The sequence below is a fragment of the Micromonospora cynarisoli genome, from assembly GCF_030518815.1.
GTDB classification, from domain to species: Bacteria; Actinomycetota; Actinomycetes; order Mycobacteriales; family Micromonosporaceae; genus Micromonospora; species Micromonospora wenchangensis.
Genome location: NZ_CP130426.1, coordinates 1,221,644 through 1,234,439, shown reverse-complemented (window position 1 = coordinate 1,234,439; position 12,796 = coordinate 1,221,644). Strand labels below are relative to the sequence as shown.

General features: G+C 65.9%; 7 protein-coding genes and 3 rRNA genes. 6 read left to right on the top strand and 4 right to left on the bottom strand.

The genetic code is table 11. The features are described from left to right. Positions 1–203: 203 nt before the first annotated feature. On the bottom strand, positions 204–1,175 hold the full coding sequence (locus Q2K16_RS05110; protein WP_302743854.1) for a helix-turn-helix domain-containing protein: 972 nt from the start codon (positions 1,173–1,175) through the stop codon (positions 204–206). Positions 1,176–1,323: 148 nt separating this feature from the next. Between Q2K16_RS05110 and Q2K16_RS05105 the strand changes: the two genes are divergently transcribed. Continuing rightward, on the top strand, positions 1,324–2,094 hold the full coding sequence (locus Q2K16_RS05105) for a nucleotidyltransferase domain-containing protein (RefSeq protein ID WP_302743853.1): 771 nt from the start codon (positions 1,324–1,326) through the stop codon (positions 2,092–2,094). Between the two features lie 150 nt (positions 2,095–2,244). On the opposite strand, the gene Q2K16_RS05100 is transcribed toward Q2K16_RS05105, so the two are convergent. From Q2K16_RS05100 to Q2K16_RS05090, 3 genes are all read right to left on the bottom strand, one after another. After that, positions 2,245–3,591: a DivIVA domain-containing protein gene (locus Q2K16_RS05100; protein WP_302746370.1), complete on the bottom strand. Its 1,347-nt coding sequence runs from the start codon at positions 3,589–3,591 to the stop codon at positions 2,245–2,247. A 316-nt stretch (positions 3,592–3,907) separates the two neighbouring features. Next, positions 3,908–4,048: a hypothetical protein gene (locus Q2K16_RS05095; protein WP_302743852.1), complete on the bottom strand. Its 141-nt coding sequence runs from the start codon at positions 4,046–4,048 to the stop codon at positions 3,908–3,910. An 11-nt stretch (positions 4,049–4,059) separates the two neighbouring features. After that, positions 4,060–4,389, bottom strand: a complete 330-nt coding sequence (locus Q2K16_RS05090; RefSeq protein WP_302743851.1) for a hypothetical protein — start codon at positions 4,387–4,389, stop codon at positions 4,060–4,062. A gap of 1,364 nt (positions 4,390–5,753) precedes the next feature. Here Q2K16_RS05090 and Q2K16_RS05085 point away from each other — a divergent pair. From Q2K16_RS05085 to Q2K16_RS05065, 5 genes are all read left to right on the top strand, one after another. Next, positions 5,754–7,267, top strand: a 16S ribosomal RNA gene (locus Q2K16_RS05085). Positions 7,268–7,655: 388 nt separating this feature from the next. Next, positions 7,656–10,764 (top strand): 23S ribosomal RNA (locus tag Q2K16_RS05080). Between the two features lie 105 nt (positions 10,765–10,869). Beyond that, a 5S ribosomal RNA gene (gene rrf / locus Q2K16_RS05075) occupies positions 10,870–10,986 on the top strand. The 16S, 23S and 5S rRNA genes sit together here, the layout of an rRNA operon. A gap of 288 nt (positions 10,987–11,274) precedes the next feature. After that, complete coding sequence (locus Q2K16_RS05070; protein ID WP_302743850.1) at positions 11,275–11,865, top strand: response regulator transcription factor; 591 nt, start codon at positions 11,275–11,277, stop codon at positions 11,863–11,865. A 110-nt stretch (positions 11,866–11,975) separates the two neighbouring features. Beyond that, complete coding sequence (locus tag Q2K16_RS05065; protein ID WP_302743849.1) at positions 11,976–12,680, top strand: response regulator transcription factor; 705 nt, start codon at positions 11,976–11,978, stop codon at positions 12,678–12,680. The last annotated feature ends 116 nt before the right edge of the window (positions 12,681–12,796 follow it).

The following is a 12,796-nucleotide window of genomic DNA, read 5'->3' as shown; positions in this document are numbered from 1 at the left end:
CTGCCTTCCGGTGCCACTACCAGCCGATACTCGCAACCCGCATCGAACAAAGTCGATGTTTCCGTCGACCCCGTTCAGCCTCTGAGCCTAACGGTCGGGCCCGCCGCACCGCTATGCCGAGCCCGAACAACCGGCCGGATCTGTCGGAAACGACACCCGTCGGCCCGTCCGGTGGGAACGTCCGGCCGAAGCGGTGGCGGCGTTCAGCAGGTCAAAGGTCGGATATCCGACGGCGCGTCGACCAGGGCGGCGCGTGGATCGGCGTAGCGCCACTCCACCCGGTACTGCGCCCGCAACCGGGGCCGCGACACCACCCACTCGTACGCGATCCGCCCCTGCCGCTCCCGACCGTCCGGGCGTACCTCGGCGCTGCTCTCCGCGGTGAACGAGGTCTCGTTGCCCCAGACGGTGGGACCCGTCTCGGCGGGAAAGTCGAGCCGGATCACCAGGTTGCGGGTGGGCAGCCGGATGTCGCGTTGCAGCCAGTCGCCGAACTTCCACGCCGGAACCCGGTAGGAGTAGTCCACCATGGTGCGCTGGCCGGGATAGAGCGGCATCGGAGTGCCTCCGCCGTCGAGCAACAACACGATCTTGAGGAAGGCGTCCCGGCTGCGCCCGACCCGCCACCGCATCGGCTCCGGCTGGTCGACGCCGATGGTCGCCCGGAAGTCGACCTCGTCGATGGTGAGCGGATGCCGACCGTGGAAGACCGTCGACCGGGCCGGATCGTCGGGGAACCTGTCGATGTCGATCTGCACCGTGTGCCGGGTGATCGGCTCGGTGCCCACGCTGTGCAGCACCCGCCGGAACCGGCACTCGTACACCCCGTCGACGAGGGAGAGGCTGGCCTGCTCGTCCTCGATCACCAGATGCGACCCGGCCGGCGGCGGCACCGCGGTCGGACCGAGCGGGGAGCGGCGTCCCCCGGCACCCCGGCTGTCGGCGAAGGCGACGTACTGCTGCCAGATCCGGTTGCCGCTGTCCAACACCAGCTCGACCCGCCGGGCGAACTCCTCGGTGGGTTGGTGCCTGCCGTTCTCGATGTGGCTGACGTACGACGGGTCGAAACCGGTGCGTTCGGCCAGTTCCTTCTTGGACATGCCCCGCTGGTGACGCCAGTGGGTCAGTTCCCGCACGAAATCCGCCGCCGCATCGTCCTGTGTGGAGCTGCCCATGCCCCCGTCCTCGCTGTCGGGCCTCAAGTCTGTCCCACCCGTGGCGTCCGCGCCAGGGGTGCCCCCCACCCGACTCCGCCCGGCGGCCGGACCCGGCCCGCCCGACCCGCACCACCACGGCGCCCGTGCGGGCGGCAGGATGACCGGCATGGACACCGCCGTTCGCCGCTACCTCGCCGACCTGCTCGGCACCGCCCACGACGTGCTCGGGCCGGAGCTGGTGGGCGCCTACGCCGCCGGGTCGGTGGCGCTGGACGCGTACCAGCCGGGCCGCAGCGACGTGGACGTGGCGCTGGTCTGCCGGGACACGCTACCCCGACGGACCCGGCAGGAACTGGTCACCCGGCTACGGCACGAGGCGCTGCCCTGCCCGGCCCGCGGCCTCGAACTGGTCGTCTACACCCGCCAGGTGGCCGGCTCGGGCACTCCCGAACCGGGTTTCGAGGTGGAACTCAACACCGGGGCGGCGATGCCGTGGCGGGCCACCCTCGACCCGGCCGAGCGGCCCGCCGCCGACGGCCGGTTCTGGTACGGCCTCGACCGCAGCATCCTGCACCAGCGGGGCCACCAGTTGACCGGCCCGCCGGCCGGCGAGGTCTTCGCCGACCTGTCCCCGGACGACCTGCGCACACTGGTGGTGACGGCGCTGCGCTGGTGGCTGGCCCGGCCCGCCCCACCCGGGGACGCCCCCGCCCCCGGCGCGGAGGACGCGGTGCTGAACGCCTGCCGCGCGCTGGTCCGCCTCCGCGACGGAGACTGGCTGTCCAAGGTCGCCGCAGGCCGCCGGGTGATCGCCCTCGGCCGCGACCCGGAGCTGGTGCGCCGCTGTGTTGACGCCCGCGCCGGCGGCCCGCCCCCGTCCGCCGCCGTGGCCCGCGCCTTCCAACAGCGGGTCCTGGACGAGATCACCGCCGGCTGACCGAGCCCGGTGCCGCTTCGCCTCCGCCGCGGCCCGCCGCCGGGTCCGCACAGCCTGCTATGCGTGCGCTGGTCTTCGGTGACGGGACCGTCAGACTACGTCCCGACCGGCCCGGGGCACAGCGAATCGGCCCCGGGCCGTACCCGCTCGTCAGACGTTGGTCGGCACCTTGCCGGCGGGCGGTTCGGTGGACGCCTCGACCGGCGGGTCGGTGGCCGGCCGGGCCGCCACCGTCGGGTACTCGGCGGTCTCCCCACCCCCGGCGGCAGCCGCCATCACGGCGGCGGCGGCCAGGTCGGCGACCCGCTTCGCCTCCCGCTGCACCCGGGCCCGGACGTCCTTGGCGTGCCGCTCCACACTCTCGGCGGCCTGCCGGGCCTCCTCCAACCGGCGGTTCTCGGCGGTCAGGTCGCGACGCACCTCCTCCAACCGCTGCCGGGAACGCGCCAGCTCCCGCTCGGTGGTGTCACCCTCCTGCTGGATCTCGGCCAACTGTGCGCGGGCCGTCTCCAGCTCACCCTGCACCTCGGCGAGGGTCTTCTGCCGGTCGGCGATCTCCCGCTGCACCGTGGCGAGCTGATCCTGGTGGCTGCTGGTCTGCTCGTCGGCCCGCTGGCGGACCTCGGTGGCGTACTGCTGCGCCTCGGCGATCAACGCGGCGATCTGCTGCTCGGCGGCGCTGTGCTGGTTGGTCAGCTCCCGTTCCGCCGCCGCCCGCTGCTCGGCCAGCTCCTGCTCGGCCGCGGCCCGCCGCTCGCCGACCTCCCGCTCCACCGTGGCCTGCCACTGGGCCAGCTCCTGCTGGCTCTGCGTCCGGGCCGCCTGGATCTCCTGCTGGATCTGGGTCCGGGCCGCCTTGGTCAACGCCTCGGCGGCGGCCCTGGTCTGGGTGATCTGCTTCGCAGTCTGCTCGCTGATCCGCTTGGCCTCCTGCTGGGCCCGCTCGTGGGCGGCCTCCCCCTCGGCCCGCAGCCGCTCCGCCCGCTCCCGGATCTCGGCCAGCTCGGCGTCGGCCGCCGTCCGGCGCTCCTCGTACGCCTTCTCCTGCTCGTCGCGGCGGGCGGCGAGTTCCTCGTCCAGGTCCCGCAGCGCCTGGGCGGTCCGGTCCCGGGCCTCGACCAGCGTCTTCTCCGCCTCACCCTGGAGCTGGTTCGCCCGCTGGGTCGCCGAGTCGGTGATCACCGCGGCCTGCTTCTCGGCCAGGGCGAGGATCTGGTCCACCATCGGGCCGAGGTCGCGGAAGGACGCCCGGTCCACCTGGGCGGGACGCTGGCGCAACTCGGTCAGCTCCGCCTGCAACCGCTGGATGTGCGTGGTCAGACCCTGGATCTGGCCGGCCGCCTGGGCCCGCTCCGCGGTCAACGTCGACAGCGCGCCGTCCATCTGCTCGACGTACCGGTCCACCTGCCGCTTGTCGTAGCCCCGCAGCGCGAGCTCGAAGCTCGGCCGTGCCGACCCGTCGTCACGCGACGCGTACGACTCCTCCCCGGTGGACATATGACGCCAGCCTCCGTACTCCTCGGTGATCCAGGTCCGCGCGGGCGACCCCACACCCACGATGGGGCGAAACACTACCGGCGACCGATGTTCCGGCTGACCGGGCCCCGGTGGGGTCCACGCACCGATCCGGGCCGGCCAGCGGCTCCGCCGGACGCGGTCCGGATCGGTGCCTGTCAGTCTGGTCGCTGGCCCACCGTCCCGGCGTCGACCGTTCCGGCGCAATCGGCGGTACGGCTCGGGGCCGTGGGACGTCGGTGCCGGGGCGCGGTCGGCCCGCACCCCGGCACCGGGAGGAATTCCCGCAGGTCCCCGCTCAGCGGTCCGGACGACGAGCCCTGGCACCCCACTGGGCGACGGTCACCAGTAGGGCACCGAGCCCCAGGACGAGCGCGCCGATCAGACCGACGGCGGCCGTCGGAGCGCCGGTGACCGGCAGATCCTGACTCGCGGACATGTTCACCTCCCTCAGGCGTCGGTACGGATCGGGACGACCGCGCCTGCTCCGGGGTGGGCGATCCGCCCCGGTGAGGACCAGACGCAGCGGTCGACTGTGGGTTGGCGGATCGCCTTGATCAGCGCGTGCACCAGGACGACCCGGTAGAGCAGGTCGGTCAGGACGATCGTCGGCAGAAAGAGCAGCAGACGGGGCCGGCGCAACCGCCAGGCCGCGAGCGCGATCCAGAACGCCTGGCCGGCGAGCATCAGCAGCAGTCCGCCGACGAACCCGGGCCCGGCGGTGGCCAGCAGCCACAGGGTGGCCGGGGCACCGGCGACGTAGAGCGCCCGGTGCAGCATCAGCAGCAGGTAGGCGTAGTCGAACCGGCTGTGACGCCGGCCGACCCGGTGCCCGATGACGCCCTGGAAGGTGCCCCACAGCCAGCGCAGGTTCTGCCGGTACCAGTCCCGCCCGGTGGTCGGGTCCTGGAGCTGCGCGACGGCGCGCGGGGCGTAGACGACCTTCCCGAGCTGCCGGCGGTGGGTCTCCAGTACCCAGTAGGTGTCGTCGACGATGTACGGCGGCTGCTGCGGCAGCAGGACGTCCAGCAGGCGCCGGCGGCTGTCGCGGCGGCGGCGGTGGCGTCCGTCGAGGCGTCCGACACCACGAAGACCTGGGCGTCGGTGGCCCGGGCCGACCGTACGGTGCTCCCGATCGTCGCCGAGCCGTTACGGCAGGCGATCAGGATGGCCACCTCGTCCGGGCCGACCAGGGCGTGTCGGGGGAACCTCGGCGGACGGCGACGCAGGAGCGCCGCGCGTTCCGGCCGCAGGAATCCGTATCCGAAGGCGGCGACCACCAGGAACAGGGCCAATACACCGAGAGTGACGGCAACGGTGAGGACAGCCTCTCCTACGAGAAGCCCTTTACGTAGTGAGGAAGGGGTTGGAAGGCCGCTGCGCTGCGGTGCAGCCGTAACGCTACGTATATGAGTCACCTTCGCCAACCGCGATCGCAGGTTCTGGCCGTTCGGCCCGCCCGGCCCTCACCCCACCGGTCTTTGCGCAGCTCAGACGCGACCGCTGCCGGGGTTGCGCAGGCCGGTCCGGTGCTGTCGGCACGCGATGTGACCCGCGACGCCCGCCGTGGATTTGACGATCAACTCGGCGGACGCGTAACTTTCTCTCTGCCAGCGCGGAACGGACGAACCGGGCGAAAGTCCTGGAGGCCGGAGCGCGGCTCCTGATCTCGGGTGGCGCTTCCGGATCGGCCCGTGGGGTCGATGCGGCAGGGCCACAACGGCCGGGTAGGGTGAACGGCCGGCAGGGAACCGGGCGGGTGTGCGGGAGACCGTATCGGCCGGTCTGTCGGAAATCGTGAGTGCTTCCGGTGTGAGCTGGTGGTGTTCGTGGTGTGTGGAAAGTGTGGTGGAAGTGGTGTGGATCGTGACAGAGCGGTTTGACACGGCGGATACCACCGGGTAATGTGGTAAAAGTGCCCGGCGCGGAAGCGCTGGGTGTGGTGAACGAAATGCCCCGGTCGGGTCACCGTTAGTGCGGTGGTTTGGTTGGTGTGTGGTTGTTCTTTGAGAACTCAACAGGGTGCTTGTAAAGCCAGTGCCAATTGTTTTATGCCCCGTGCTGGGCAGGCTTGTGAGTATTGGTCTGTTCGGTTGGGATTCCTTTGGCAACATTTGTTGTCGGGATTGCTGTTCGACAGGTTTTTGTTGGAGAGTTTGATCCTGGCTCAGGACGAACGCTGGCGGCGTGCTTAACACATGCAAGTCGAGCGGAAAGGCCCTTTGGGGTACTCGAGCGGCGAACGGGTGAGTAACACGTGAGTAACCTGCCCTAGGCTTTGGGATAACCCTCGGAAACGGGGGCTAATACCGGATATGACCTTGCCTCGCATGGGGTGGGGTGGAAAGTTTTTCGGCCTGGGATGGGCTCGCGGCCTATCAGCTTGTTGGTGGGGTGATGGCCTACCAAGGCGACGACGGGTAGCCGGCCTGAGAGGGCGACCGGCCACACTGGGACTGAGACACGGCCCAGACTCCTACGGGAGGCAGCAGTGGGGAATATTGCACAATGGGCGGAAGCCTGATGCAGCGACGCCGCGTGAGGGATGACGGCCTTCGGGTTGTAAACCTCTTTCAGCAGGGACGAAGCGTGAGTGACGGTACCTGCAGAAGAAGCGCCGGCCAACTACGTGCCAGCAGCCGCGGTAAGACGTAGGGCGCGAGCGTTGTCCGGATTTATTGGGCGTAAAGAGCTCGTAGGCGGCTTGTCGCGTCGACCGTGAAAACTTGGGGCTCAACTCCAAGCCTGCGGTCGATACGGGCAGGCTAGAGTTCGGTAGGGGAGACTGGAATTCCTGGTGTAGCGGTGAAATGCGCAGATATCAGGAGGAACACCGGTGGCGAAGGCGGGTCTCTGGGCCGATACTGACGCTGAGGAGCGAAAGCGTGGGGAGCGAACAGGATTAGATACCCTGGTAGTCCACGCTGTAAACGTTGGGCGCTAGGTGTGGGGGCCTCTCCGGTTCTCTGTGCCGCAGCTAACGCATTAAGCGCCCCGCCTGGGGAGTACGGCCGCAAGGCTAAAACTCAAAGGAATTGACGGGGGCCCGCACAAGCGGCGGAGCATGCGGATTAATTCGATGCAACGCGAAGAACCTTACCTGGGTTTGACATGGCCGCAAAACTTCCAGAGATGGGAGGTCCTTCGGGGGCGGTCACAGGTGGTGCATGGCTGTCGTCAGCTCGTGTCGTGAGATGTTGGGTTAAGTCCCGCAACGAGCGCAACCCTCGTTCGATGTTGCCAGCGCGTTATGGCGGGGACTCATCGAAGACTGCCGGGGTCAACTCGGAGGAAGGTGGGGATGACGTCAAGTCATCATGCCCCTTATGTCCAGGGCTTCACGCATGCTACAATGGCCGGTACAATGGGTTGCGATGCCGTGAGGTGGAGCGAATCCCAAAAAGCCGGTCTCAGTTCGGATCGGGGTCTGCAACTCGACCCCGTGAAGTCGGAGTCGCTAGTAATCGCAGATCAGCAACGCTGCGGTGAATACGTTCCCGGGCCTTGTACACACCGCCCGTCACGTCACGAAAGTCGGCAACACCCGAAGCCGGTGGCCCAACCCTTGTGGAGGGAGCCGTCGAAGGTGGGGCTGGCGATTGGGACGAAGTCGTAACAAGGTAGCCGTACCGGAAGGTGCGGCTGGATCACCTCCTTTCTAAGGAGCACCATCCGGTGAAAGCCGGTATGGAGCCCGCGGCCTGCGGATGTCGGGTCGGGGTGCTCGGATGGCGGAGACACTGGCAAGTTTTTCCCTGGCAACGGCTGGGACGCCTAGTACAGCCACTTTGGTGGTGGGAGCGGGGTTCTGGTGCGGCTGGTGGAGGGATGTGGGCACCCTGTTGGGTCCTGAAGGAACAACCGGTGGGTTGTTTTTTCGGAGGACTGTTCTGGAGCGTTGGCTTCGGTGGTCTGCCAGGCATGGCCTGGTCTCGCATACCGGATTCTGTTCTGCCTGTGGGTGGGGTGGGGTTGCTGGTGTGGGGCTTTGGGGTTGTGGGTTGGTTGTTTGTTGAGAATTGCACAGTGGACGCGAGCATCTTTGTGGTCAAGTTGTCAAGGGCGGACGGTGGATGCCTTGGCACCAGGAGCCGATGAAGGACGTGGGAGGCCGCGATAGGCCTGGGGGAGCTGTCAACCGAGCTGTGATCCCAGGGTGTCCGAATGGGGAAACCTGGCACCAGTCATGTGGTGTCACCTGCACCTGAACACATAGGGTGTGTGGGGGAACGCGGGGAAGTGAAACATCTCAGTACCCGTAGGAAGAGAAAACAATTTAGTGATTCCGTGAGTAGTGGCGAGCGAAAGCGGATTGAGGCTAAACCGGTTGCGTGTGATACCTGTCAGGGGTTGCGTGGTCGGGGTTGTGGGACCCTGCTGAACAGGCTGACACTTGTTCGAGGAGTTATAAAGTCAGTGGCTAGCCGAATGGTGTGGAAAAGCCAACCGTAGTCGGTGAGAGTCCGGTAGGTGAAAGTTGCTGATCTTCTGTGGGTGTTCCCGAGTAGCGGCGGACTCCTGTAATCTGCCGTGAATCTGCCAGGACCACCTGGTAAGCCTAAATACTTCCTGGTGACCGATAGCGGACGAGTACCGTGAGGGAATGGTGAAAAGTACCCCGGGAGGGGAGTGAAATAGTACCTGAAACCGTTCGCCTACAATCCGTCGGAGCCTTGCGGGGTGACGGCGTGCCTTTTGAAGAATGAGCCTGCGAGTTAGTGGCATGTGGCGAGGTTAACCCGTGTGGGGGAGCCGTAGCGAAAGCGAGTCTGAAGAGGGCGTTTGAGTCGCATGTTCTAGACCCGAAGCGGAGTGATCTAGCCATGGGCAGGCTGAAGCGTGGGTAAGACCGCGTGGAGGGCCGAACCCACCAACGTTGAAAAGTTGGGGGATGATCTGTGGTTAGGGGTGAAAGGCCAATCAAACTCCGTGATAGCTGGTTCTCCCCGAAATGCATTTAGGTGCAGCGTCGTGTGTTTCTTGCCGGAGGTAGAGCACTGGATGGTCTAGGGGGCCTACAAGCTTACCGAAATCAGCCAAACTCCGAATGCCGGTAAGTGAGAGCGCGGCAGTGAGACTGCGGGGGATAAGCTTCGTAGTCGAGAGGGAAACAGCCCAGATCACCAGCTAAGGCCCCTAAGCGTGTGCTAAGTGGAAAAGGATGTGGGGTCGCATAGACAACCAGGAGGTTGGCTTAGAAGCAGCCATCCTTTAAAGAGTGCGTAATAGCTCACTGGTCAAGTGGTTCCGCGCCGACAATGTAGCGGGGCTCAAGCACACCGCCGAAGCTGTGGCATTCACATTTTAACTTCGCGTGCCCTTGATGGTGCGTGCAGGTGTGTGGATGGGTAGGGGAGCGTCGTGCCGGGGGTGAAGCAGCGGGGTGACCTAGTTGTGGACGCGGCACGAGTGAGAATGCAGGCATGAGTAGCGAAAGAAGGGTGAGAAACCCTTCCGCCGGATGACCAAGGGTTCCAGGGCCAGGCTAATCCGCCCTGGGTGAGTCGGGACCTAAGGCGAGGCCGAGAGGCGTAGTCGATGGACAACGGGTTGATATTCCCGTACCCGCGAAGGAGCGTCCCTGATGAACCTCGTTGTGCTAACCACCCGAGCTGCCAAGGACTTTCGGGTCTGCGGTGGGGAGCGTGGGAACCTGGCGGGTAGTAGTCAAGCGATGGGGTGACGCAGGAAGGTAGCTGAGCCCGGCCGGTGGTTGTGCCGGGGTAAGCGTGTAGGCCGTGCCGTAGGCAAATCCGCGGTACATGAGGCTGAGACGTGATGCCGAGCCGATTCAGGTGAAGTCAGTGATCCTATGCTGCCGAGAAAAGCCTCTAGCGAGTTTCGAGCGGCCCGTACCCCAAACCGACACAGGTGGTCAGGTAGAGAATACCGAGGCGATCGGGCGAACTGTGGTTAAGGAACTCGGCAAATTGCCCCCGTAACTTAGGGAGAAGGGGGGCCGGAGACGTGAAGCCCCGTGCGGGTGGAGCGTTGTATGGCCGCAGAGAGCAGGGGGAAGCGACTGTTTACTAAAAACACAGGTCCATGCGAAGAAGTAATTCGATGTATATGGACTGACGCCTGCCCGGTGCTGGAACGTTAAGGGGACCTGTTAGCTCTTTGGGGCGAAGCGGAGAACTTAAGCGCCAGTAAACGGCGGTGGTAACTATAACCATCCTAAGGTAGCGAAATTCCTTGTCGGGTAAGTTCCGACCTGCACGAATGGCGTAACGACTTCCCCACTGTCTCAACCACAGGCCCGGCGAAATTGCAGTACGAGTAAAGATGCTCGTTACGCGCGGCAGGACGGAAAGACCCCGGGACCTTTACTATAGCTTGACATTGGTATCTGAATGGGCTTGTGTAGGATAGGTGGGAGCCGGTGAAGCCTGTACGCCAGTATGGGTGGAGGCAATCTTGAAATACCACTCTGGTTGATTTGGGTATCTAACTTCGGGCCGTTATCCGGTTCAGGGACAGTGTCTGGTGGGTAGTTTAACTGGGGCGGTTGCCTCCTAAAGGGTAACGGAGGCGCCCAAAGGTTCCCTCAGCCTGGTTGGCAATCAGGTGTTGAGTGCAAGTGCACAAGGGGGCTTGACTGTGAGACTGACAGGTCGAGCAGGGACGAAAGTCGGGACTAGTGATCCGGCACTTGCGTGTGGAAGCGGTGTCGCTCAACGGATAAAAGGTACCCCGGGGATAACAGGCTGATCTTCCCCAAGAGTCCATATCGACGGGATGGTTTGGCACCTCGATGTCGGCTCGTCGCATCCTGGGGCTGTAGCAGGTCCCAAGGGTTGGGCTGTTCGCCCATTAAAGCGGTACGCGAGCTGGGTTTAGAACGTCGTGAGACAGTTCGGTCCCTATCCGCCGTGCGCGTAGGATACTTGAGAAGGGCTGTCCCTAGTACGAGAGGACCGGGACGGACGAACCTCTGGTGTGCCAGTTGTCCCGCCAGGGGCACGGCTGGTTAGCTACGTTCGGAAGGGATAACCGCTGAAAGCATCTAAGCGGGAAGCCTGCTTCGAGATGAGGTATCCCACCCCACATTGTGGGGGTAAGGCCCCCAGCTAGACGACTGGGTTGATAGGCCGGAAATGTAAGCTCGGTAACGGGTTCAGTTGACCGGTACTAATAGGCCGAGGACTTGATAACAAGGCTGCTACGCGTCCACTGTGCAACTCTGAACAAACACCAAACAACCCCCCACGGGTAGAGGGTTTCTGTGGGTGTGTGTGTTGTTTGATATGTTCATAGTGTTACGGCGGTCATGGCGGAGGGGAAACGCCCGGTTACATTCCGAACCCGGAAGCTAAGCCCTCCAGCGCCGATGGTACTGCACTCGGGAGGGTGTGGGAGAGTAGGACACCGCCGGACAACCATTTCAGATTGAGGCCGGCCCCGAACAGGGGCCGGCCTCAACTGCTATATCCGTCAAATCGGGACCTGCCGGACGTCCGGCAGGTCCCGATTCCCTCCCGTCCGTCGGCTACTGCATTTTTGACCATTTTTCCGGCGGCCGGAAACGGGTCGTCATTCCGACAGTCGCGACTGCTTCGGCCGCCATTTGGAAAAATATGACGGATGGACGAAATGGCGAGCGGGAAACAGTCATCGTCGGGTCCGGGCCGAGCGGCAGAAAACGATGAACCGACGATCCGTGTCGTGGTGGTGGGGCCTCCGGGACTGTTACGTACCGCCCTCGCGGCGGTCCTGGCCGCCGCCCCCGGGTTCGAGTTGGCCGGGGAGAGCGATCCCGAACACCAGTTGCCGGACGGGGTCGTCACCCGGCGTCCCAACGTCGTCCTGGTCGACCTCGACGCGATCGAGGACCCCGCCGTGCTCGCCGGGCAATGGCATGCCCGACTGCCGGAATGTGCGGTGGTGGTGCTGACCTCCCGGCGGACCGCCCGGGTGCTGCGCCGGGCCCTCGGGGCCCGGGCCCGGGGCATCATCGCCAAGGACGTCCCGCCCCAGGAGCTCCTGGACCAGTTGCGTCTGGTCGCCGAGGGGCGGCGGATGATCGACCCGGTGACCGCCCTGGCCGCGCTGGACGCCGCCGTCAACCCCCTCAACGAGCGGGAGCGTGAGGTGACCGCCGCCGCCGCACGCGGGATGTCCACCAAGGAGATCGCCGGTCAGCTGCACCTGGCGCCCGGAACGGTCCGCAACCACCTGTCCGCCGTGCTCCGCAAGACCGGGGCCCGTAACCGGTGGGAAGCGGTCCAGCGGGCCCGGGACGCGGGCTGGATCTGACCAGCCGTGAGAAGGGGTGTCGAACCAGTTACATATTTAATAAGATTCCGAACCGTGCGTCATCGACCGCGCACATTTCGTCAGCACGGGCCTGATCTCGGGAGTCGCTTATGGTTCGCACATTGCTCGCCCTCCAGGGCGGGCTGCTCCGGGGCGCACTCGCCCAGTTGCTCGCCGCCGAACACGACATCGAAATCGTGGGCGAGGTGGACAACCCGCACCATCTACGGGCGGCGGTCCGGGCCAAGCGACCCGACGTGGCCGTGGTCGATTTCGACATGTTGACCGTGACGGAACTGGTCCGACTGGCCACCCTGGGCGCCACCGAGGCCGTCGTCGAAACCACCCCGGCTGCCGTCGGCGAGTCCACCGTCACGGCCACCGCCCCGGCCCCCCGTTCGCCGACGGAGGCGATGACCGCACCCGTGGGCTCCCTACTGGTCCTCGTCGAACAGCGACGGGCCGGCCGGCTCGGCCCGGTACTCGCCGAACACGGCCACCGGATCGGCTTCCTCAGCCGTGACGTGCCACCCGGCCGGATCGTCGACGGGGTACGCCAGCTCGCCGAGGGACGGGTCGTCCTCGATCCGGACCTGGTCGTCGCCGCCCTCAAGGTCACCGACAGCCCCTTGACCAACCGGGAGCGGGAGGTGCTCGACGTGGTCGCCGAGGGGCATCCGGTCCAGGAAATCGCCGAACGGCTGGTGCTGTCGGCCGGCACCGTGCGCAACCACCTGTCACGCATCATGGCGAAGACCGGCGCGCGGACCCGCTGGGAGGCGGTGCGGATCGCCCGCGAGGCCGGCTGGCTGTGACCGGCACCGACCCGACCCCGACCCCCGACGTCACGTCCGGCACCGCCGTACGGCACATCCCCGGCGACGGCCACCCGCGGCCCGGTGGAACCCCCGCCGCCGGTTCGCCGGCCTGA